20 protein-coding genes are annotated in these 22,817 nt (G+C 66.0%); 18 read left to right on the forward strand and 2 right to left on the reverse strand.

Features of this window, described 5'->3' with window-relative positions; translation table 11 throughout:
- Positions 1 to 513: 513 nt before the first annotated feature.
- From leuC to AB3X98_RS30890, 16 genes are all read left to right on the forward strand, one after another.
- Positions 514 to 1,923: a 3-isopropylmalate dehydratase large subunit gene (gene leuC, locus AB3X98_RS30815; protein ID WP_069261386.1), complete on the forward strand. Its 1,410-nt coding sequence runs from the start codon at positions 514 to 516 to the stop codon at positions 1,921 to 1,923.
- Positions 1,924 to 1,941: 18 nt separating this feature from the next.
- Positions 1,942 to 2,592: a 3-isopropylmalate dehydratase small subunit gene (gene leuD, locus AB3X98_RS30820; RefSeq protein WP_069261385.1), complete on the forward strand. Its 651-nt coding sequence runs from the start codon at positions 1,942 to 1,944 to the stop codon at positions 2,590 to 2,592.
- 44 nt (positions 2,593 to 2,636) lie between these two features.
- Positions 2,637 to 3,704 (forward strand): 3-isopropylmalate dehydrogenase, encoded by a 1,068-nt coding sequence (leuB, locus tag AB3X98_RS30825; protein WP_133183870.1) that lies wholly within the window; start codon positions 2,637 to 2,639, stop codon positions 3,702 to 3,704.
- A gap of 323 nt (positions 3,705 to 4,027) precedes the next feature.
- Positions 4,028 to 5,149, forward strand: coding sequence for an aspartate-semialdehyde dehydrogenase (gene asd / locus AB3X98_RS30830; protein ID WP_069261383.1), 1,122 nt, complete (start codon positions 4,028 to 4,030; stop codon positions 5,147 to 5,149).
- A 165-nt stretch (positions 5,150 to 5,314) separates the two neighbouring features.
- Positions 5,315 to 7,648, forward strand: coding sequence for a FimV/HubP family polar landmark protein (locus AB3X98_RS30835; protein WP_368605165.1), 2,334 nt, complete (start codon positions 5,315 to 5,317; stop codon positions 7,646 to 7,648).
- A gap of 16 nt (positions 7,649 to 7,664) precedes the next feature.
- On the forward strand, positions 7,665 to 8,480 hold the full coding sequence (truA, locus tag AB3X98_RS30840; RefSeq protein ID WP_368605166.1) for a tRNA pseudouridine(38-40) synthase TruA: 816 nt from the start codon (positions 7,665 to 7,667) through the stop codon (positions 8,478 to 8,480).
- 76 nt (positions 8,481 to 8,556) lie between these two features.
- Positions 8,557 to 9,237: a phosphoribosylanthranilate isomerase gene (locus tag AB3X98_RS30845; protein ID WP_368605167.1), complete on the forward strand. Its 681-nt coding sequence runs from the start codon at positions 8,557 to 8,559 to the stop codon at positions 9,235 to 9,237.
- 78 nt (positions 9,238 to 9,315) lie between these two features.
- Positions 9,316 to 10,509, forward strand: coding sequence for a tryptophan synthase subunit beta (trpB, locus tag AB3X98_RS30850; RefSeq protein ID WP_368605169.1), 1,194 nt, complete (start codon positions 9,316 to 9,318; stop codon positions 10,507 to 10,509).
- A gap of 21 nt (positions 10,510 to 10,530) precedes the next feature.
- Complete coding sequence (locus AB3X98_RS30855; protein WP_368605170.1) at positions 10,531 to 11,433, forward strand: site-specific DNA-methyltransferase; 903 nt, start codon at positions 10,531 to 10,533, stop codon at positions 11,431 to 11,433.
- A 52-nt stretch (positions 11,434 to 11,485) separates the two neighbouring features.
- Positions 11,486 to 12,295 carry a tryptophan synthase subunit alpha gene (gene trpA / locus AB3X98_RS30860; RefSeq protein ID WP_368605171.1) on the forward strand — a complete coding sequence of 270 codons (810 nt, stop codon included), beginning with the start codon at positions 11,486 to 11,488 and terminating at the stop codon, positions 12,293 to 12,295.
- A 156-nt stretch (positions 12,296 to 12,451) separates the two neighbouring features.
- A complete protein-coding gene (accD, locus tag AB3X98_RS30865) occupies positions 12,452 to 13,324 on the forward strand; it encodes an acetyl-CoA carboxylase, carboxyltransferase subunit beta (protein ID WP_069261377.1) in 873 nt (290 codons plus the stop codon).
- Positions 13,325 to 13,514: 190 nt separating this feature from the next.
- The gene (gene folC / locus AB3X98_RS30870) at positions 13,515 to 14,825 is read left to right on the forward strand and encodes a bifunctional tetrahydrofolate synthase/dihydrofolate synthase (RefSeq protein WP_342946974.1); all 1,311 of its coding nucleotides are present in this window, start codon (positions 13,515 to 13,517) and stop codon (positions 14,823 to 14,825) included.
- 61 nt (positions 14,826 to 14,886) lie between these two features.
- Complete coding sequence (locus AB3X98_RS30875; RefSeq protein ID WP_368605172.1) at positions 14,887 to 15,810, forward strand: SPOR domain-containing protein; 924 nt, start codon at positions 14,887 to 14,889, stop codon at positions 15,808 to 15,810.
- A 7-nt stretch (positions 15,811 to 15,817) separates the two neighbouring features.
- On the forward strand, positions 15,818 to 16,312 hold the full coding sequence (locus AB3X98_RS30880) for a CvpA family protein (protein WP_069261374.1): 495 nt from the start codon (positions 15,818 to 15,820) through the stop codon (positions 16,310 to 16,312).
- A gap of 125 nt (positions 16,313 to 16,437) precedes the next feature.
- Positions 16,438 to 17,982 carry an amidophosphoribosyltransferase gene (gene purF / locus AB3X98_RS30885; RefSeq protein WP_069261373.1) on the forward strand — a complete coding sequence of 515 codons (1,545 nt, stop codon included), beginning with the start codon at positions 16,438 to 16,440 and terminating at the stop codon, positions 17,980 to 17,982.
- Positions 17,983 to 18,259: 277 nt separating this feature from the next.
- Complete coding sequence (locus tag AB3X98_RS30890; RefSeq protein ID WP_368605173.1) at positions 18,260 to 19,135, forward strand: MOSC domain-containing protein; 876 nt, start codon at positions 18,260 to 18,262, stop codon at positions 19,133 to 19,135.
- Between the two features lie 15 nt (positions 19,136 to 19,150).
- On the opposite strand, the gene AB3X98_RS30895 is transcribed toward AB3X98_RS30890, so the two are convergent.
- Both AB3X98_RS30895 and AB3X98_RS30900 read right to left on the reverse strand, forming a co-directional pair.
- Entirely contained in the window at positions 19,151 to 19,954 is an 804-nt protein-coding gene (locus AB3X98_RS30895) for a helix-turn-helix domain-containing protein (protein ID WP_368605174.1), read from the reverse strand.
- Positions 19,955 to 20,008: 54 nt separating this feature from the next.
- Positions 20,009 to 20,350 (reverse strand): FKBP-type peptidyl-prolyl cis-trans isomerase, encoded by a 342-nt coding sequence (locus AB3X98_RS30900; RefSeq protein WP_028202932.1) that lies wholly within the window; start codon positions 20,348 to 20,350, stop codon positions 20,009 to 20,011.
- A 154-nt stretch (positions 20,351 to 20,504) separates the two neighbouring features.
- On the opposite strand from AB3X98_RS30900, the gene AB3X98_RS30905 reads away from it, so the two are divergent.
- Together AB3X98_RS30905 and AB3X98_RS30910 are read left to right on the forward strand one after the other, a co-directional pair.
- On the forward strand, positions 20,505 to 21,266 hold the full coding sequence (locus AB3X98_RS30905; protein WP_342946978.1) for a HAMP domain-containing sensor histidine kinase: 762 nt from the start codon (positions 20,505 to 20,507) through the stop codon (positions 21,264 to 21,266).
- A 125-nt stretch (positions 21,267 to 21,391) separates the two neighbouring features.
- Positions 21,392 to 22,804, forward strand: coding sequence for a hemolysin family protein (locus tag AB3X98_RS30910; protein ID WP_368605175.1), 1,413 nt, complete (start codon positions 21,392 to 21,394; stop codon positions 22,802 to 22,804).
- Positions 22,805 to 22,817 lie beyond the last annotated feature (13 nt).

Below are 22,817 nucleotides of genomic sequence, written 5' to 3' on the forward strand. Positions count from 1 at the left end.
GTCCGCCCCGGCGACTCGCCGCGCCCCCCGGTGGCGATGGCCGTCGAAAGCGTGAAACGAGTCTTGATAATCAGGAAACCTAATTGAATTGCGAAAGCTCCACGCACCGTTCTGGAGCGCCGCAATCACCCGATTAAACCTTGGCGCCGATTTGCCGTTAGACAGCTATGGACCTCGGCGATGCGGCCCCCCTGTGTCGCGGAACCCGAAGCCCATGTTGCACCGTTCTCACAGCGGTCACCAACTTGCGCCGGTCGTGGTCGGGCCGGCGCATCCTCTTTTTGTATCCCCGAACCCTTTTGACGCACGGCCGAGCGGCGCCCGCTACGGCGTGGCGCCCCTGCGCGCCGACGACGCGCGCGCCGGGTAACGCTGATACAGGTATCGCGACTACCACCCAACTCCCTGTTTTTTATCGCTTTTTTTCGGAAGGGATCCTGTGGTGAGCGGGTTTCGCGTGGCATAATCGATTCACACTGTATTGCCCCGCAGTCAAACATTTCCCCGCACATCATGGCAAAGACGCTCTACGACAAATTGTGGGACACCCATGTGGTCCACACGGAAGACGATGGCACGACGATTCTCTACATCGACCGTCATCTGTTGCACGAAGTCACCAGTCCGCAGGCTTTCGAAGGCCTGAAACTGCACGAGCGCCCGGTGTGGCGCATCAGCGCGAATCTGGCCGTTTCCGACCACAACGTGCCGACCACGGATCGCAGCCACGGCATTGCCGATCCGGTCTCGAAGCTGCAGGTGGACACGCTCGATTCGAACTGCGACGCCTTCGGCATCACGCAATTCAAGATGGCCGACCAGCGCCAGGGCATCGTGCACATCGTCGGTCCGGAACAGGGCGCAACGCTGCCCGGCATGACCATCGTCTGCGGCGACTCGCACACGTCCACGCACGGCGCGTTCGGTGCGCTCGCGCACGGCATTGGCACGTCTGAAGTCGAGCACGTGCTGGCCACGCAAACGCTCCTGCAAAAGAAGAGCAAGAACATGCTCGTGAAGGTCGAGGGCCAGCTGCCGCGCGGTTGCACCGCAAAGGACATCGTGCTCGCCATCATCGGCAAGATCGGCACGGCGGGCGGCACGGGCTACGCCATGGAGTTCGGCGGCTCGATGATCCGCAGCCTCACGATGGAAGGCCGCATGACCGTGTGCAACATGGCGATCGAAGGCGGCGCGCGCGCCGGCATGGTCGCCGTGGACGACACCACGATCGAATACCTCAAGGGCCGTCCGTACTCGCCGCAAGGCGCGGAGTGGGATCAGGCCGTCGAGTACTGGAAGAACTTCCGCACCGACGAAGGCGCGCATTTCGACCGCGTGGTCGAACTGAGCGCGGCCGACATCGTGCCGCAGGTCACGTGGGGCACGTCGCCGGAAATGGTCACGGCAGTCGACAGCCGTGTGCCGGACCCCGAGCGCGAGAAGGACCCCGTCAAGCGCGACGCGATGGAACGCGCGCTGCAGTACATGGCGCTCGAACCGAATACGCCGATCGAGTCGATCAAGCCGGACAAGATTTTCATCGGCTCGTGCACGAACGCACGCATCGAAGACCTGCGCTCCGCCGCTTACGTCGTGAAGAAGCTCGGCCGCCGCGTGGCGCCGAACATCCGCCTCGCGATGGTCGTGCCGGGCTCGGGTCTCGTGAAGGCGCAAGCCGAGCGCGAAGGCCTCGACAAGGTGTTCACCGAAGCCGGTTTCGAATGGCGCGAGCCGGGCTGCTCGATGTGTCTCGCGATGAACGCCGACCGGCTGGAGCCGGGCGAGCGCTGCGCGTCCACGTCGAACCGCAACTTCGAAGGCCGTCAGGGCGCGGGCGGTCGCACGCACCTCGTGAGCCCGGCCATGGCAGCCGCCGCGGCAATCGAAGGCCATTTCGTCGACATTCGCAAGCTGGGCTGAGCAGAGGCTACACGGATCATGGAAAAATTCATCGTACACACCGGCGTCGTGGCGCCGCTCGATCGCGAGAATGTCGATACCGACGCGATCATTCCCAAGCAGTTCCTCAAGTCGATCAAGCGCACCGGCTTCGGCCCGAACGCCTTCGACGAATGGCGTTACCTCGATCACGGCGAGCCTGGCCAGGACAACTCGAAGCGCCCGCTCAACCCGGACTTCGTGCTGAACCAGCCGCGTTATCAGGGCGCCTCGGTGCTGCTCACGCGCAAGAACTTCGGCTGCGGCAGCTCGCGCGAACACGCGCCGTGGGCGCTCGACCAGTACGGCTTCCGCGCGATCATCGCGCCGAGCTTCGCGGACATCTTCTATAACAACTGCTTCAAGAACGGCCTGCTGCCGATCGTGCTTTCCGAAGCGGATGTGGATCACCTGTTCAACGAGACGTACGCGTTCAACGGTTTCCAGCTCACGGTCGATCTGGACAAGCAGGTCGTGCGCACGACGGACGGCTCGAAGGAATATCCGTTCGAAGTGGCCGCGTTCCGCCGCTACTGTCTGCTGAACGGCTTCGACGACATCGGCCTCACGCTGCGTCACGCCGACAAGATCCGCCAGTACGAAGCCGAGCGCCTCGCGCGCCAGCCGTGGCTGAACAACCGCGTGCTCTGATAACTGCACATACGCACACTGAACAAACAGCGAGGAATCACAGGATGAAGATTGCAGTGCTGCCGGGCGACGGCATCGGTCCCGAGATCGTCAAGGAAGCCGTCAAGGTGCTCAATGCACTCGGCGAAAAGTTCGAGCTGGAAGAGGCGCCGGTTGGCGGCGCGGGCTACGAGGCTAGCGGCCATCCGCTGCCCGAGGCAACGCTCGCGCTGGCGAAGTCGGCCGACGCGATCCTGTTCGGCGCCGTGGGCGACTGGAAGTACGACAAGCTCGAGCGCGCGCTGCGTCCCGAGCAGGCCATTCTCGGCCTGCGCAAGCATCTGGAACTGTTCGCGAACTTCCGCCCGGCGATCTGCTATCCGCAGCTCACGGGAGCGTCGTCGCTGAAGCCGGAAATCGTTTCGGGCCTCGACATCCTCATCGTGCGCGAACTGAACGGCGACATCTATTTCGGCCAGCCGCGCGGTACGCGCGAAGCGCCGGACGGCAACTTCAAGGGCGCGCGCGAAGGCTTCGACACGATGCGCTATGCAGAGCCCGAAGTGCGCCGCATCGCTCACGTGGCGTTCCAGGCCGCGCAAAAGCGCCAGAAGAAGCTCACTTCTGTCGACAAGGCCAACGTGCTCGAAACGTCGCAGTTCTGGAAGGACATCATGATCGATGTCTCGAAGGAATATCCGGACGTCGAGCTGTCGCACATGTACGTCGACAACGCGGCCATGCAGCTCGTGAAGGCGCCGAAGGCGTTCGACGTGGTGGTGACCGGCAACATGTTCGGCGACATTCTCTCGGACGAAGCCGCGATGCTCACGGGCTCGATCGGCATGCTGCCCTCGGCCTCGCTCGACAAGAACAACAAGGGTCTGTACGAGCCGTCGCACGGTTCGGCACCGGATATCGCGGGCAAGGGCATCGCCAACCCGCTCGCCACGATCCTTTCGGCTGCCATGATGCTGCGTTACTCGCTGGGCCGCCCGGAACAGGCGGACCGCATCGAGAGCGCGGTGAAGAAGGTGCTGGAACAAGGCTATCGCACCGCCGACATCATCACGCCGGACTGCAAGCAGGTCGGCACGGTGGCAATGGGCGATGCGGTGATCGCAGCGCTGTAAAGTCGCACGAAGGGCATGCCGTTTCAGGCGTGCCCTTTTTTGTTTCGCGCGCCTGAACGGGCGTCCAAATAGCGGAAAGCATGGTTTTTCCGCGCAAATTAACTGTTTCGTGTATATTGCTTCGATGGCGAAGATCTCCCAGATCACGACTGTTACGAACATCCACGGCATGAAAGCCCGTGCGATTTCGCTCGCCATCACCACGAAAACGACGATTATCAAAACGATCACCATTCGTTGATCGCTCGTCGTGCCCGCTCATCTTCCCCGCGCGGCCACGCCGGGCGAGCGAAGCGGGGAAGTGTCCATCTCAAGGGTTAGTCATGAACGTAGGTCTCGTAGGTTGGCGCGGCATGGTCGGCAGCGTGCTGATGCAGCGCATGCAGGAAGAACGCGATTTCGACCTGATCGAACCGGTGTTTTTCAGCACCAGCAACGCAGGCGGCGCGGCTCCGTCGTTCGCCAAAAACGAGACGAAGCTCAAGGACGCGAACAGCGTCGACGAGCTCAAGAAGTGCGACATCATCATCACTGCCCAAGGCGGCGACTACACCAACGAGGTGTATCCGAAGCTGCGCGCGGCAGGCTGGAACGGCTACTGGATCGACGCGGCCTCGGCGCTGCGCATGAAGGACGACGCCGTCATCATCCTCGACCCGGTCAACCTCGATGTCATCAAGGATGCGCTGGTCAAGGGTCAGAAGGACTTCGTCGGCGGCAACTGCACGGTCAGCCTCATGCTGATGGCGCTGGGCGGCCTGTTCCGCGAGAACCTCGTCGACTGGATGACGGCCATGACGTACCAGGCCGCTTCGGGCGCGGGCGCGCAGAACATGCGCGAACTGCTCTCGCAGATGGGCGCGCTCAACGCATCGGTTGCGGGCGATCTGGCGAATCCGTCGTCGGCGATCCTCGACATCGACCGCAAGGTGCTGGCCACCATGAACAGCGACGCCATGCCGACCGAACACTTCGGCGTGCCGCTCGCGGGCTCGCTGATTCCGTGGATCGACAAGGATCTCGGCAACGGCATGTCGAAGGAAGAGTGGAAGGGCGGCGCGGAAACCAACAAGATTCTCGGCAAGCCGGCCATGGGCCAGCCGGGCTCGATTCCGGTCGACGGCCTGTGCGTGCGTATCGGCGCGATGCGCTGCCACTCGCAGGCGCTCACGATCAAGCTGAAGAAGGACGTGCCGCTCGACGAGATCGACGGCATCCTCGCTTCGGCCAACGACTGGGTCAAGGTCGTGCCGAATCAGCGCGAGGCGTCGATGCGCGATCTGTCGCCGGCCGTGGTGACGGGCACGCTGTCGGTGCCGGTTGGCCGTCTGCGCAAGCTGGCCATGGGCGGCGAGTATCTGTCGGCCTTCACGGTGGGCGACCAGCTGCTGTGGGGCGCGGCTGAACCGCTGCGCCGCATGCTGCGCATTCTGCTCGACAAGTGAATGAATTAAACTACGCGGCTAATGACGCGTAGACAGGGTGAAAAGCGCCGCGCCAGTCGCGGCGCTTTTTTATTGCATGCTTTTTATTGCATGCATCGATGCAATCGCCCCGAAGCACACACCTATTTGATCGACAGCCGCAAGAGCGGTATGCCAGGGCAACTGATGATCGTTCGATTTGATTCTGTTTCCGCCGCGCCTCGCGCGAAGCGCGCCCAAGGGCGGCGCGCCATCCGCGCCACCGTGGCGGCGGCGAGCTTCCTGTTCTGCGGCCTCGCCGCTGCGCAGGGCGGCGCGAGTGCGGCGCAAGGCGCGGCAGGTGCCAGTGCCCCCAGTGCTGCATCGTCCGCCGCGGCGGCGGTGAGCATCGCGGGGCAATACACCGTTCGTCCCGGCCAGTCGTTGCATGACGTGGCCGTCGACCTCACGCAGTCGCACGACAAGGGCACGCTCGCACGCATGAGCCACGCGCTCTTCGATGCGAACCCCAGTGCGTTCATCAAGCAGGATCCCAGCCGCATGCGCGTGGGTGCGACGCTGAACGTGCCGGCCACGCCGGACGTTTCGAGTGCGCCGCAGGGCATGACGGCGGCATCGGGTGGGGCTGCAGCTTCGGCTGCCGCCAGCGCTGCCGCCACGGCGGCCGCACCTGCTGCACCTGCCAGCACCCCGGCCGCTGCTTCGAGCGGCGCTGCCGAGGCGGTAGCGGCTGCATCGTCGGCGGCTGCTGCCACAACGGGCGGCGCGAGTTCGGCAAGTGCTGCCGCGACGACTGCGGGGACTGCCTCGGCAGTCGCAGCGAGCGGCCCCGAAGCGCCGGCGCCAGGCGCTTCTGGTGCCGCTGCCATGGGCGCCAGCGCCGCGGCGCCGGCGTCGGCGGGCAGCGACTCGCACGTATGGAGCGGTGCGGTTCAGCAGGCCCCGGCCAGCGGCGCATCGGCACAAGGCGCGAAGGCGCCCGTGACCGTCTCCAGCCTGCAGCAGCTCCTCGCACTGAAGAACCGCGTGCTGATGGCGTTGCAGCAGCACGGCATCGGCAAGCCGGCGCAAACGGCGGGCGGCGCGTCCGCGGGTGCGCCTGCTACCCAAGGCGGCGCGCCTGTGCAGAACGGTGCGGCGAACGCCGGCCCGGCCGGCGGTCAACCGGAAGTCTCGCCGATCGCCATGGGTGCCGTGGCGGCGATCGTCGTCGCGCTGCTGGCGTTGTTCGTGCGCCTGCTTACGCGCAAACGCAAGAAACCGGCTAAGCAGGCGCCTGCGGTTTCGCCCGAAGCGCACGAGCCGACACCGTCTGGGTCGGCTGCTGCCGCCGTTGCCGCCGCGCCTGTGGCCGACGAGCCGCTGGTGTTGCACGAGCCGATTTCGCGCGCCGGGGATGAGCCGGGCGTGAACGAAGTCGCGCCTCTCGAGGAAGCGGAGTTTGTGCCGCCGGTTGCGCCGGTTGCGCCGGCTGAACCCGCTGCGAACGAAGTCGCGATCACGCCGGTGCCCACCCCAGCCGTGACTGCCGCGCCGCTCGAACACGACGAAGCGCTGCCGCCGACGCTCACCGACACACTGCACCCGGCCCCTGCGCAAGCGCCTTCGGCAGCGCAGGAAGCTCACGCGGCCCCCGAACTGCCGCACGACGTCGAACCGGCGGAGCCGCAGACGCTTGCCGACGCGACCAACGCGGCCAGCCTCGCCGCAGCGGCGGAGTTGGGCGCGGATGCGCTGCCGCCCGAAAGTCTCGGCGCGCAGCGCACAGCCGAAGACGCCGAAGCGCTGGCGCGCACGCTGGAGGAACCGGCGCACGCCCAAAAGCCTGCTACGCCCGATCTCGCGCTCGACTTCGGCGACGGCGCACCGCAAGCCGCGCAACCGCAGCAAGCCGCGCAGGCGCCGCAGGCAGAACCGCCCGTCGCGACACCGCCCATCACCGAAGCCTTCGAGCGCCCGCCCTCGCCGCTTACCGCACCTGAAATCCCGTCAGTACCCGCAGTCACCGCGGAGGACATGAGCTACGCCGAAGTCCCGATCGCGTTCCCGCAAGATGCAGTAGACGCGCTGGGTGGCCTCGACCTGCCCCTGCCGCCGCGTATCGGGGAGCCGGTCATGCCCACGGCGCCGCTCTCGACCGAGCCGGCCGCCACACCCGAGGCGTCGGCGCGTCTTTCTTCGCCGTTCTTCGACCCGCCTCCGCCGCTGGCGGGCCAGGCCATCGAAGCGGGTACGGCGGGCGCAGGCGCGCTCGCGGGCCTCGGCGCGCCGCGCTTTGGTGCGCTCACGCTCGACTTCGACCTGAACCTGCCGCCCGATTCGGCCGAGCCGCTGCCGGTCTTCACACCCGAGCAGCTCGCGCGCATCGCGCGCAACAAGCTCGACCTCGCGCACGAGTACATCGCGCTTGGCGACGTGTCCGGCGCCCGCTCGCTCATCAACGAAGTGATCGAGTCGAACGACCCCGCCACGCGCAGCGACGCGCAGGCGCTGCTGTCGACGCTCGCTCCGCTTTCGTGACGCTGCTGCAAGCCGTATGCGTATCGCGCTAGGAATCCAGTACGACGGCGCCGCGTTCTGCGGCTGGCAGTCGCAGCCGCACGGCAAGACGGTGCAGGACGCGCTCGAACGCGCACTGCGCGAGTTCGCCACCGTGCCGCTGTCCACCATCGTCGCGGGCCGCACCGACACCGGCGTGCACGGCCTCGGCCAGGTGGTGCACTTCGACACCGACCTCGACCGCACTCCGTTCTCCTGGGTGCGCGGCACCAACGCGTTCCTGCCCTCCACGGTGGCGGTGCAGTGGGCCAAGCCGATGCCCGACGCATTCCACGCGCGCTTCGCGGCGTTCGAGCGCACCTACTACTACGTGCTCTACGTGAACCCGGTGCGATCGCCGATGCTGGCGGCCCGCGCGGGCTGGATCCATGCGTCGCTCGACGTCGATGCCATGCGGGAGGCGGCGGCATGCCTCATCGGCGAGCACGATTTTTCGTCGTTCCGCTCGTCGGAATGCCAGGCGAAGACGCCGGTCAAGCATCTGTACCAGATCGACATCCGGCCGCAGGGCGACTTCATCCACTTCCGCTTTCGCGCCAACGCGTTCCTGCACCATATGGTGCGCAACCTCATGGGTTGCCTCGTGGCCGTGGGGCGAGGGCGCTATCCGGCCGCGTGGATGGCCGAGGTGCTGGCGGGCCGCGACCGCACCGTCGCCGCGCCGACCTTCATGCCCGATGGCCTCTATCTCGCCCAGGTAGGCTATCCTGATGAGTTCGCGGTACCCGCGCCGCATACTGCGAGCGTGCCGTGGAGCGCGATCTGGAGCGACGCGCCCGAAGGCCGTGCCTGAAGCGGCCCGCACCGCAAATCGCCCCAGTCAATCACGTTGCGATTGAAGCATCGAGACCAACACCGCATCCAGAACCATGACGTCAGCCGAGCAACCCGCCCCCGCGCACCGCACCCGCATCAAGCTGTGCGGACTTTCGACGCCCGAGGCGGTTGCGCACGCCATCGACCTGGGCGCCGACGCCGTCGGTTTCGTGTTCTATCCGCCGAGCCCGCGTTCGGTGAGCGTGGCGCAGGCGGTCGAGCTCACACGCGACCTGCCGCCGTTCGTCTCGGTCGTGGGCCTCTTCGTGAACGCCACGCCGCAGTGGATGAGCGAAGTGGCCAGCAATGTCTCGCTCACCATGCTGCAGTTCCACGGCGACGAAACGCCCGAGCAGTGCGAGTCGCTGGCTTCCGTTGCCGGTTTGCCCTGGTTGCGCGCGCTGCGAGTCGCGGCCGATACTCGGCAGGCCGATTTGGTAGAATCGGCTAATCGTTATTCATCAGCCAGCGGCCTGTTGTTCGACACCCATGTCGAAGGTTACGGCGGCGGCGGAAAGGTCTTCGATTGGTCACTTATTCCCGCAGGGCTCGCGCGTCGGGCCGTTTTGAGTGGTGGCTTGAACGCGCAAAACGTCAGTGATGCGATACGCCAGGTGCGTCCGTTCGCTGTCGATGTCTCCAGTGGCATCGAAGTGCCGGGCGCAAAGGGCGTGAAGGATCACGCCCGCATGGCGGCGTTCGTACGCGCGGTGCGCGAAGCGGACGCGGGATGAAATCCGGGGCGCATGCCCCTTTGGCCGGGACGGCCCGCGCAACGCGGGTCCTTCCAAGCCCGGCCGAGCGAGTGACTTATGTACAATTTGCCAGATGAACGCGGCCACTTCGGCCCTTATGGTGGCGTATTCGCTGCCGAAACCCTCATGCAGGCGATCGACGAACTGCGCGACGCCTACGCGAAATTCAAGGACGATCCCGACTTCCGTGCCGAATATGAGCGCGAGTTGAAGCATTTTGTCGGCCGTCCGTCGCCGATTTATCACGCACAGCGGTGGAGCGAGCTGCTGGGCGGCGCGCAGATCTATCTCAAGCGCGAAGACCTGAATCACACCGGCGCGCACAAGGTGAACAACGTGATCGGCCAGGCGCTGCTCGCCAGGCGCATGGGCAAGCCGCGCGTGATCGCCGAAACCGGTGCAGGCCAGCACGGCGTGGCAACGGCAACGATCGCGGCGCGCTTCGGCATGGAGTGCGTGGTCTATATGGGCGCCGAGGACGTGCGCCGTCAGGCCGCCAACGTCTATCGCATGAAGCTGCTGGGCGCCACTGTGGTGCCGGTCGAGTCGGGCTCGCGTACGCTCAAGGACGCGCTCAACGAAGCCATGCGCGACTGGGTCACCAACGTCGAAAACACCTTCTACATCATCGGTACCGTGGCGGGCCCGCACCCGTACCCGATGATGGTGCGCGACTTCCAGCGCGTGATCGGGGACGAATGCCGCGTGCAGATGCCCGAAATGACGGGCCGCCAGCCCGACTCCGTGATCGCCTGCGTGGGCGGCGGATCGAACGCGATGGGGATCTTTTACCCGTATATCGACGACACTTCGGTGCAGTTGATTGGCGTCGAGCCTGCCGGCGACGGCATGGACACGGGCCGTCACGCCGCCTCGCTCGCGGCGGGCACCGTGGGCGTGCTGCACGGCAACCGCACGTACCTGCTGCAAGACGAGAACGGGCAGATCATCGAGACGCATTCGGTTTCGGCGGGCCTCGACTACCCGGGCGTCGGTCCTGAGCACGCGTGGCTTAAGGACAGCGGCCGCGCGCTGTATGTCACCATCGACGACGAGGAAGCGCTCAAGGGCTTCCACGACTGCTGCCGCATCGAAGGCATCATTCCCGCGCTCGAATCGAGCCACGCGCTCGCGTACGCGGCGAAGCTCGCACCGACGTTGCCGAAGGAGAAAATCCTGCTGGTGAACCTGTCGGGCCGCGGCGACAAGGACATGCACACGGTCGCTGAGCGATCGGGCATCCAGTTCTGAGCGCCCGGAGCGACACAAGCGATGCGTGACGAGTTCGACGAGCCGCAGATGCCGGCGCCCGTGGGCGAGGTGAACGCCGAAGCGGCTGCTCTGGAGGCCGCAGAGGCGGTCGCCAACGCGGCCGCCGAGTTACCCATACTCGCCACGGTGCCGGAGACCATCCGGCTCCTGAACCGCGATTTTCTGACCGATGCAGCCAACCTGCCCGACGCCTCGATCGATCTGATCGTCGCCGACCCGCCCTATGGGCTCGGCAAGGACTATGGCAACGACTCCGACATGCGCTCGGGCGAGAACTTCCTCGCCTGGACGTATGAATGGCTCGACCTGGCGATTCCGAAGCTCAAGCCCACGGGCTCGCTCTACGTGTTCTGCACGTGGCAGTACGCGCCCGAGATCTTCGTCTATCTCAAGTCGAAACTCACGATGATCAACGAGATCGTCTGGGATCGTCGCGTACCCAGCATGGGTGGCACGACGCGCCGCTTTACCTCGGTGCACGACAACATCGGTTTCTTCGCGGTGTCGAAGAATTACTACTTCGATCTCGATCCTGTCCGCATCCCGTATGATGCCGCCACGAAGAAGGCGCGTTCGCGGAAAATATTCGAAGGTAGCAGGTGGCTGGAGCTCGGCTATAACCCCAAGGACGTCTGGTCCGTCTCGCGGCTGCATCGCCAGCACGCGGAGCGCGTGGATCATCCCACCCAGAAGCCCCTGGAGATCGTCGAGCGCATGGTGCTCGCGAGCTGCCCGCCGGGCGGCCGCGTGCTCGACCCGTTCATGGGCAGCGGCACCACGGCAGTCGCTTGCGCACGTCAGCAGCGCGAATTCGTCGGCTATGAAATTAACGAAAGTTACTGCGCGATCGCGCGCGAACGCGTCAGCGCGGCCGCCGCAAGCACCGTTGCGGCCGGCGCCTGATGCGCCGCCGCCGGACCCCGCGCAGTAACGCCTAAAAGCTGAGGACCCTGAAATGTCCCGTATCAAGACCACGTTCGAGGCGCTTGCCGCCCATGGCCGCAAAGGCCTGATCCCGTTCATGACGGCCGGCGACCCCGACCCCGCGCGCACCGTCGAGTTCATGCATGCGCTGGCCGCAGGCGGCGCCGACGTCATCGAGCTTGGCGTGCCGTTTTCCGACCCGATGGCCGACGGCCCCGTGATCCAGCAATCTTCCGAGCGCGCGCTCGAGAAGGGCGTGACGCTCAAGAGCGTATTCGCCGACGTAAAGCGCTTCCGCGAAACCGACGACAAGACGCCCGTCGTGCTCATGGGCTACGCGAACCCCATCGAGCGCATGGGCGCCGATGCGTTCGCGCAGGCCGCGAAGGAAGCGGGCGTGGACGGCGTGCTCGTGGTGGACTATCCGCCCGAGGAGGCGGTCGAGTTCGCGGCGAAGATGAAGGCCGCCGACATCGATCCGATCTTCCTGCTCGCACCGACTTCGACCGACGAGCGCATCGCCGAAGTGGGGCGCGCCGCGAGCGGTTATGTCTACTACGTCTCGCTCAAGGGCGTGACGGGCGCCGCGAATCTGGACGTTTCGAGCATCGCGGGTAAAATCCCGGCGATCAAGAAGCATGTCTCGCTGCCCGTTGGCGTGGGCTTCGGCATTCGCGACGCGCAAACGGCCGCTGCCGTCGCGCAGGTTTCGGACGCCGTGGTGATCGGCAGCCGCATCGTTCAGCTGCTGGAACAGGCCGCGCCGGAGACGGCCGGCGACACCCTCACGCAGTTCATCATGGGCATTCGCGCTGCGCTGGACGAAGTCCGCGCCGGATAGGGCTGCAGGCTGGCGTAGTTGGCTAGATTCGAGACTGCTGTAAAATCCACTTTTCGCCATGGGCGGTCGGGGTCGGAACCCGGTCGGTTTTACCGATCGGGACGATGAAACGATCCGCCGCGCCCGCGCATCACGAAGGTCAAGGAAGGAACATCAATGAGCTGGCTCGATAAACTGCTGCCGCCCAAGATCAAGCAAACCGATCCGAAGAGCCGCAAGAGCATTCCGGAAGGGTTGTGGATCAAGTGCCCGTCGTGCGAAGCGGTTCTGTACCGTAACGATGTCGAGGCAAATCTCCACGTTTGCCCGAAATGCGATCACCACATGCGCATCAATGCGCGCGAGCGTCTTGACGGCCTGCTCGATCCGGAAGGCCGCTACGAGATTGGCCAGGAGATCCTGCCGGTCGACGCGCTCAAGTTCAAGGACAGCCGCAAGTACCCGGACCGCCTGAAAGAGGCGATGGACGAAACCGGCGAAACCGACGCCATGGTGGTGATGGGCGGCGCGATCCGCACGCTGCCCGTGGTGGTGGCCTGCTTCGAGTTCTCGTTCATGGGCGGCTCGATGGGTTCGGTGGTGGGCGAGCGCTTCGCGCGCGGCGCGCAAAACGCGCTCGAGCAGCAAGTGCCGTTCATCTGCTTCACGGCGTCGGGCGGCGCGCGCATGCAGGAAAGCCTGCTTTCGCTCATGCAGATGGCCAAGACCACGGCCATGCTTACCAGGCTGGCCGAAGCCAAACTGCCGTTCATCTCCGTGCTGACCGACCCGACGATGGGCGGCGTTTCGGCGAGCTTCGCGTTCCTTGGCGACGTGGTCATCGCCGAGCCGAAGGCGCTGATCGGCTTTGCCGGTCCGCGCGTGATCGAGCAGACCGTGCGCGAAAAGCTGCCGGAAGGCTTCCAGCGCGCGGAATTCCTGCTGCAGAAGGGCGCGATCGACATGATCCTGGACCGCCGCAAGCTGCGCGACGAAATCGCGCAAATGCTGGCGCTGCTGCAGCGTCAGCCTGCCGACGCGGTGGCTTGAACCCGGCTTTGAGCGATCTGCGGCGCTGCGTGCGCCGCAAGCCGCAACGCTTTACCCGACGCGCCGCGAGCGAAAGCAAGCGGCGCGTTGTCATTTCCGCGATAATGCCGTTCTTTCGAAGCGGATCATTCGCGTGAACCCTCCGCCGTTGGCGGCGTCTCACGCGCAGCACCTGGCAATTTCTATCCTGATGAGTACCTTTCCCACCCTCGACGCGTGGCTCACGCACCTCGAAACTGCGCATCCGGTCGGCATCGACATGGGGCTGGACCGCATCCGTCAGGTGAAGGACGCGCTGGACCTCAAGTTCGACTGCCCGATCATCACGGTGGGTGGCACGAACGGGAAGGGCTCGACCTGCGCGATCCTCGAAACGATTCTGCTCAAGGCGGGCTATCACGTGGGCTGCCACACCTCGCCGCATCTGCTCGAGTTCAACGAGCGCGCGCGCGTGGACGGCCAGCAGGCCAGCGACGCCGAGCTGCTGCCGCACTTCGAGGCCGTGGAAGCCGCGCGCAATTCGCTCGCCACGCCCGTTACGCTCACGTACTTCGAGTTCACGACGCTCGCGATCATGCATCTGTTCGCCTCGCGCGGGCTCGATGCCGTGATCTTCGAGGTGGGTCTGGGCGGGCGTCTGGACGCCGTCAACGTGCTCGACACCGACTGCGCGATCATCACGAGCATCGACCTCGATCACACCGAATACCTGGGCGACACGCGCGAGAAGATCGCGTTCGAGAAGGCCGGCATCTTCCGTGCGGGCAAGCCTGCGATCTGCGCCGATCCGATGGCGCCGCAGTCGCTCATCGACCATGCCGAGGCGATCGGTGCCGAACTTTGGCTCTTCGGCCGCGATTTCCGCTACGAAGGGCAGCCCGGCAACGAGCGCCAGCAGTGGAGCTACGTGGGCCCGACGATGCGGCGCTCGGCGCTCGCCTATCCGGCGCTGCGCGGCGCGAACCAGCTGATCAACACCTCGGCCGCGCTCGCGGGCCTCGAGTCGCTGCGCGACCGCCTGCCGGTTTCCGCGCAGGACATCCGCCTCGGCCTCGCCAACGTCGAACTGCCTGGGCGCTTCCAGGTGCTGCCAGGCAAGCCTTCGATCATCCTCGACGTCGGCCACAACCCGCACGCGGCGGCCGTGCTCGCGCAAAACCTCGGCAGCATGGGCTATTTCCCGTACACCTACGCGGTGTTCGGCGCGATGCGCGACAAGGACATTGCGGGCGTGATCGAGCACCTGAAGGGCGAGATCGACCACTGGTGTGTGACCGACCTGCCGCTGCCGCGGGCGGCCACGGCCGAACAGCTCGAAGAAGTGCTGCGCGATGCGGGCGTGACGGACGGCGCCGACAGCAGCGTCACACGCTATGAAAATCCCGCTGCCGCGTTCCAAGATGCGCTAAAACGTGCAACCGAAAATGATAGAATTATTGTTTTCGGAAGTTTTCTGACGGTTGCCGGGGTGATGGCCTGGCGAAAGTCGCAGCAACACTGACCGCCCGGCACCGTACGCCGCCCACGTAAGACAGGCCAGGTAGGCCAACAGCAAGCCATACATGGGAATTTTCTCGTTCGGCAAGAAAGATGACGCTGACGCGCCCCGCCGGCGCGGCACCGAGTCCGGCTCCAGCCGGCGCAGCAACCAGAGCACGCGCGTGGAGCGGCGCAGCCGCCGGCCGGACCGGTCGGGCGACGCCGAGGCGATGCTGCTCGACCCCACACTCCCTGAAAAGCAACGCGCGCGCCGCCGTCTCGTCGGCGCGATCGCGCTCGTGCTCGCGGCCATCGTGATCCTGCCGATGGTGCTCGATTCGCACCCGAAGCCCGTCACCGACGACATCGCCATCGACATTCCAAGCCGCCCGGTCGACAAGGCCGCCGCGCGCCAGCACGACGCCGAAGACACGCAGGCCGGCGTCGCGCCCGACAATCCCGCAGCCGCTGAAGCGTCGCCAGGTGCGTCGGGCCTCGCGGCCGCTTCGGGCGCCGCGGCCACGCAGAGCGCCCAAAGCACGGTCAACACGCCGGCACCGGCTGCCAAAAGGCCCGCACAGGCGGCAGCCGCTCCCGCCCAGTCGACGCAAACCGCCCAAACGCAAAAGCCCGCTGCCAAGCCGGCCGCGTCGGCCAGCGCGACCGTCGCCGCGAACAGCAAGCCGACGACTGCCGCAAACGACGCCGCCGACACCGGCGGCGCAAATGGCGCGAAGGCCGAGTCCAGCGCCCCGGCGACGCCCCCGGGCGCGCGTTTCGCGGTGCAGCTCGGCGCGTTCTCGAACGGCACGACGGCGAACAATTGGGTAACGAAGTTGAAAGCGGCGGGAGTACCCGCATATACCGAACAGCGTAAGGAAGCAGACGGCACGACGCGCACGCTGCTGCGCGCGGGCCCGTTCCCGGACCGCGCCTCGGCCACGGCGGCGATCGCCAAGGTGCGTGGCGCCGGCCTGATGGCGGGCTCGAACGCCAACGCGGAATAAGCCGTCGATGTTCACCGCATTCGACTACGCTGTAATGGCGGTGATGGGCCTGTCGGCGCTGCGCGGCGCATGGCGGGGCTTGATCGGCGAGATTTTTGGATTGATTGGCTGGATCGCGGCGTTGCTCGTGGCCTGCCGCTACGTAGATCACGTAGTGCCCTGGATTCCGGCGAACTGGCCGGGCGGGGCGCTGACCCAGTGGCTGATCGCCTTCGCGCTGATCGTCATTGCCGTGGTGCTCGTGGCCGGCGTGGGCAACGCATTGATCGGCCGTCTGGTGCAGGTGAGCGGATTGTCCGGCGTGGACCGTTCGCTCGGGATGATGTTCGGCCTCGTGCGAGGCGTCGTGCTGGTGCTGATCCTCGTCGTCCTCGGCGGGCTGACCGAGCTGCCCCAGCAGGACTTCTGGCGCCACGCGCTGCTTCGGCCTTATGCCGTGCAGGGCGTGCTCGAACTGAAACCGTTGTTGCCCGAGGCGCTCGCGGCCTACGTTCACGTCTGATCAGAAACTGATCGGACGCGATGCGAGGCGCAGCTTCCCGGCAACACTGCCCATTTGCGGCGCTCGACCGGTGTGAATGAAGCCGGGTGACCCGCGACCGATTTCGCTTTTTTGAAGGACCTGCCATGTGCGGCATCGTAGGCGTAGTTTCCCGCTCTCCCGTCAACCAGCTCCTCTATGACGCGCTGCTGCTGCTGCAGCACCGCGGTCAGGACGCGGCCGGCATTGCCACCGCGAACGGCAGCACGTTCCACATGCACAAGGCCAACGGCATGGTGCGCGACGTGTTCCGCACGCGCAACATGCGCAGCCTCCCCGGCACCAGCGGCATCGGCCAGGTGCGCTACCCGACGGCCGGCTCGGCGTCGAGCGAAGAAGAAGCCCAGCCGTTCTACGTGAACGCGCCGTTCGGCATCGTCCTCGCTCACAACGGCAATCTCACGAACTGGCAACAGTTGAAGGAAGAGATGTTCCGTGTGGATCGCCGCCACATCAACACGCATTCCGACACCGAAGTGCTGCTCAACGTGCTCGCGCACGAAGTGCAGCTCGCGACCTCGGGCCTCGAGCTCGACCCGGCCGCGCTCTTCAAGGCGGTTGCGGGTGTGCACCGCCGCCTGCGTGGCTCGTACGCGATCGTCTCGCTGATCTCCGGTTACGGCCTGCTCGCGTTCCGCGACCCGTTCGGCATTCGCCCGCTGTGCATCGGCAAGATGGAAACGCCGGAAGGCACCGAATGGATGCTCGCATCGGAATCGGTGGCGCTCGAAGGCATCGGTTTCGAGTTCGTGCGCGACGTTCGCCCGGGCGAAGCGGTGTTCATCGACTTCGACGGCAACCTCTACTCGCAGCAATGCGCCACGGCGCCGACGCTCAACCCCTGCATCTTCGAACTCGTGTATCTCGCGCGTCCGGACTCGGTCCTCGACGGCGTGCCCGTGTACAACGCGCGTCTGCGCATGGGCGACTATCTCGCCGAGAAGATCAAGCGCGAGCTGCCCGACGTGAAGATCGACGTGGTCATGCCGATTCCCGATTCGTCGCGCCCCGCGGCCATGCAGGTCGCGAACAAGCTCGGCGTGGAATATCGCGAAGGCTTCTTCAAGAACCGCTACGTGGGCCGCACCTTCATCATGCCGGGCCAGGCCATGCGCAAGAAGTCGGTGCGCCAGAAGCTCAACGCCATGGGCATCGAGTTCAAGGGCAAGAACGTGCTGATCATCGACGACTCGATCGTGCGCGGCACCACCTCTCAGGAAATCGTGCAGATGGCGCGTGACGCCGGCGCGACCAAGGTGATCTTCGCTTCGGCGGCGCCGCCCGTGAAGTACCCGAACGTCTACGGCATCGACATGCCCACGCGCGGCGAGCTCGTAGCGCACGGCCGCACCGATGACGAAGTGGCGCGCATCATCGGCGCCGATTACCTCGTGTATCAGGACGTGGACTCGCTCAAGCAGGCAGTGCGCGACATCAATCCGGAGTTGAAGCAGTTCGAGGCTTCGTGCTTCGACGGCGACTACATCACCGGCGACATCACGAGCACTTACCTCGACAACATCGAGACCGCGCGCCTCGCGCCCCAGGCGCAATCGGACCGCGACGCCGCGAGCGACGCGATGGACGGCGGCTCCCGCTCGCAATTGCACCTGCAGCTCTCGGTGGAGTGATCCCTTCGGCAAACGCGAGCGTGAGGCTCGCGTTTGCGCCGATTCCGAAAGCCCGCTTTCTGCCGACGCAAAAGCGGGCTTTTTTGCGCCTGCGCGTGCAGGATCGAAGCCTGATTGTTCAGCACACGGAGAACACGAACATCGACGACACCTTGGCTCGCGGACGATCTCGCACGCAGGCTCGATGCGGCGCAGTAAGTAGTTTTAAGCAGCGGTTGTATCATCGTGGGTCGGGCGCTGCCCGGCCCATTTCCTTTTTCTTTCCCGTGAGTTCGCCATGCCCATCGTTCGTGCGTTGTTCGTCTATCCCGTGAAGTCATGCGGCGCGATCGCGCTCGACGATGCGCAGCTCGGCCTGAAGGGCATCGAGTGGGACCGCCACTGGATGGTCGCCGACGAGAACGGCCGGTTCGTCACGCAGCGCCAGTACGCCGCCATGGCGCGCATCGTGCCCGCGTTCGTCGAAGACGGCGTGCGCCTCACCATGGAAGGCATGAGCGAAGCGCTCCATCTGCCGTTCGCGCAGCGCGGCGGCGAGGCGCGCGTGCCGGCGACGGTCTGGGACGACGATTTCGAGGCGCTCGACGAAGGCGATCACGCGGCGCAGTGGTTCACGCAGGCGATAGGCGTGCCGGTGCGGCTGCTGCGCTTCGCGCATGACGTGACGCGTCTCGCGAGCAAGAAGTGGACGAACGGCGAAGACGCGCCCACGCAATTTGCCGACGGCTTTCCGATTCTCGTGACGAGCGAGGCGTCGCTCGCGCAACTCAACGAGCGCCTCGCGGCGAAGGGCGCGCCGCCCGTGCCGATGGCGCGCTTTCGTCCGAACATCGTCGTCGGTGACATTGGCGACGCATTCGAGGAAGACTTCATCGACACGCTCACCATCGAATCGGCTACAGGCGGCGATGAGGTCGTGCTGCGCTTCGTGAAGCCGTGCGCGCGCTGCCCGATCACGACGATCGATCAGCTATCGGGCGAGCGCGACGCGCAATGGCCCACCGAACCGCTCGACACGCTGGCCGTGTTCCGCGCCGATCCGCGCGTGGACGGCGGCCTCACATTCGGCCAGAACGCGATGGTCGTGACGGGCGCGGGCAAGCACGTGACGGTGGGCGCACGCGCCGAGTGGGAATACCGCTTCGACGATTGAGGCGCGCTTGCGCGCTCAGTGTGACGGCAGCGCGCGCCACTGGCCGGGCGCGAGCCCAAAGCGGCGCGTGAATGCGTGCGTGAACGCGCTTTGGTCGCCGAAGCCGACTTCGAGCGCGATGTCGGTGAGCGAGGCGCGCGGGTCGGCGAGCAGCGTGAGCGCCGTGTCGAGCCGCAGCCGCTGTAAATAGCGATGCGGCGTCTCGCCGAACGCTTCGATAAAAAGCTGATGAAAGCGCCGCATGCCGAAGCCGCAATGCGCGGCGAGATCGGCAATACGCAGCGGCTGGGCGAGATGCGCGCGCAGCCACCGGTCGATGCGCGCGAAGTCCAACCCGGCAGCCGCGCTGAACTGGGCGCTGGCTGCCACGCCGGTTTGTGCAATGAAAGCCGCGCACAGACGCGCCGAGGCGTCCCAGTGAAAGCGGCGCGCGCGCAGGTCGGCACTGTCGCGCGGCGGCGTGGCTGCGGCGGCGCGCTGCGCGATCTGATTCACGAGCTGCGTGAGCGCGGGGTCGAGGCGCACGGCGCGCGCAGCGTCGAACAGCCGTTCGGGTACCGCGAGCGTTGCCGCGGGCAGGTCGAGCACGAGCTGGCGGTTATCGCCAATACCCATGTAGTCATGCCGTGCGCCCGCCGGAATGAGCCACGCGGAACAACTGTCGATGCGCTCGCCCCGGCCGTTCACGGTCATCTCCATTTCGCCGTCGAGACCGAGCACGATCTGGTGAAAATCGTGCAGATCGGTTTCCTCGATCGCGCCGTAGCGGCGCAGTTCGACGCCGGGCGCGGTGACGGGAGCGTGGTGATGCGGATTCATGATGACCGGTTGCGATTGCAAATAAGGCGAGCGCCGTGAAGCGTCAAGCGGGCATCAGACGTCGAGCAGTTCGACTTCGAACACGAGCGTCGCGTTCGGCGGAATCACGCCGCCCGCGCCGCGCACGCCGTAGCCCAGTTGCGGCGGAATCGTCAGCTTGCGCACGCCGCCCACCTTCATGCCCTGCACGCCTTCGTCCCAGCCCTTGATGACCATGCCGCCGCCCAGCACGAACGCGAACGGGTCGTTGCGGTCCTTGCTCGAATCGAACTTCTGGCCGTCCGTCAGCCAGCCGGTGTAGTGCACGCTGACGGTTTGGCCGGCCTTGGCTTCGGCGCCGGTGCCTTCGGTCAGGTCCTCGTACTTGAGGCCGGATTCGGTGGTCACGATAGACATGGAAAAACTCCTGATTCGGATAGGTTGGACCCGTTATTGTAGGCGCTTTGCAGGGCCGGGCGGGCGGCGGCTCGTCGGGCACGCCGGTTGCTCACTACGCGCTGCCTATAATGGGGACCGCTCGCCCGGCTTGTGGCGAAACACGAGGAATCAGATGTCGACTTCGCAAAACCGTACCGAGCGCACGGCGCGCCTGTGCGCCGAAGCAGCGCTGTTCATGCGCGACCACGTGCTCTCGCGCGTCTCGCATGATCTGCGCAGTCCGCTCAATGCAATTCATAGCTGGGCTTACGTGCTCGAACGCAAGATCGACAACGCCGACGCCTCCGCGCAACGTGCGCTCGGCGGCATTCGCACGGGCGTGGAGCAGCAGGTCCGGCTGCTCGAAACGCTCGTCGATACCACGCGCGCCGAGACGCGCAAGCTGCGTATCGAGCGCGCGCCGTTCGCCGTCGCGGCGCTGCTCGGCGCAGCCGTGGATGACGCCCGCGCCGCGCTCGGCGATGCGCGCGGCGTGACATTCGCCGTGCAGGACGCGACAGGCGCGGCGACGCTCGACGGCGACCGCGAACGCATTGCGCAGGCGCTGTGGCTGATGCTGGTGTTCGCGGCGGAAACGAGTGCTCAGGGCGCCAGCGTGACGCTCGCGGCGAGCGCGAGCGCCACTGCCGCCCAACTCGAAGTGCAATGGCGCGCCACGCGTGCGGCGCTCACCGACGGCGCGCTGGCGCACGTGCTGGAACCGTTCGCGCGCGCCCAGGCGAGCGAGCAGCAGGAAGCGGGTCGCTACGCCTGGGTGCTGGCGCTGTGCCATCGCGTGGCCGAGGCGCATGGCGGACGTTTCGAGGCGCCGGCTCTCGTGGGCGAGGGCGAAGAGATGGTGCTCGTACTGAATGTGCCGCTGAGCGGCGCGTGAGCAGGGGCGAGCCGGATCGCACCTGACCGACTGCCGCGTGAGCGGCGGGCCGGCTTGAGCCCGCCGCATCTTTCATCCACCTTGCACCCTTATACTGAGCGCTTCGTCCCTCGGAGCCTTGTGTCTTGATCCAGCTTCTCGCCCTCATCGGGGCGTTCCTGCTCGTTGCCCTCAACGGTTTCTTCGTCGCGGCCGAGTTCGGCCTCGTCAAGCTGCGCGCCACGCGCGTGCAGGCCCTCGCTCAGCAGCACGGCTTGCGCGGCCGCCTGCTCGCCAAGGTTCACGGCCAGCTCGATGCCTATCTTTCCGCGTGCCAGCTCGGCATCACGCTCGCTTCGCTCGGCCTCGGCTGGATCGGCGAGCCGGCGTTCGCGCAGTTGCTCGCGCCGGTGTTCGAACTGCTCGGCGTGCAATCGGCGGAACTCGTGCACGCCATCTCGCTGGTGTTCGCGTTCACGGTCATTTCGTTCCTGCACATCGTGGTGGGCGAGCTTGCGCCGAAATCGCTCGCCATCCGCCAGGCCGAAAAGATTTCGCTGTGGACGGCCATGCCGCTCTACGGCTTCTACTGGACCATGTATCCCGCGATCTGGGTGCTCAATACGAGCGCGAACGCGGTGCTGCGTCTCGCGGGCCTGTCGTCGGAGCACGGCCACGACACGCACTATTCGACCGACGAACTCAAGCTGATCCTGCGCAGCCGCCGCGCCGCCGCCCAGGCCGAGGCCGAGGCGCATGACGCGACGCACGAGCCGCGCGGCGCAAAGAGTGCAAACGGCGCGGTGCCGCTGCTGCCCGCACCCGCCGCGAACGCCTATAGCGCCGACGAATGGAACACGCTTGCCCATTCGCTCGACTTCTCGCGCCTCACCATTTCCGACCTCATGCGGCCGACGCACGAGATGGTGGGCCTGCGCCGCGACCTGTCGCTGCGCGAGAACATGCAGATCGTGGCGCGCCATCGTTTCAGCCGCTACCCGCTGTTCGAAGACGCCGCGGGCGAGCGCGTGGCAGGCCTCATCCACCTGAAGGACCTGCTGCTCGCCCGCGAGGCGGGCAACGCCCTCAGCGATCTCGGCAAGTTCGTGCGCCCCGTGCAATACGTGCGGCCCGAGACGCCCGCACTGGCATTGTTTCGCCGCTTTCGCAAGGGCGCGCCGCATTTCGCGCTGGTGGGGCACAAGAACGCGCGCCCCGTCGGCTTTCTCACGCTCGACAACCTGCTCGGCGCGCTCGTGGGCCAGATTCACGACGAGTTTCACCAGGCCGACACCGACTGGACCCGCATGGACGACGGCACGCTGATGGGCCGCGGCAGCCTGCCGGTGGTGTCGCTGGAGCAGGCGCTCGGCATCGATATCGACGAAGGGCGCGCGGAGTCGGTGGGCGGCCTCGTGATTCATGCGCTCAACGACCTGCCCACCGAAGGGCAGCGCGTCGGGTTCGACCGCTTCGATATCGTCGTGAAGAAAATGAAGGGGCCGCGCATCGTGCTCGTGCGCGTGTATCCGAAAGATCTCGAGGACGAGGGCGGCTAAGCGCGCCTCGCGT

Source organism: Paraburkholderia sp. BR14312, from assembly GCF_040948675.1.
Classification (GTDB): Bacteria; Pseudomonadota; Gammaproteobacteria; order Burkholderiales; family Burkholderiaceae; genus Paraburkholderia; species Paraburkholderia nodosa_A.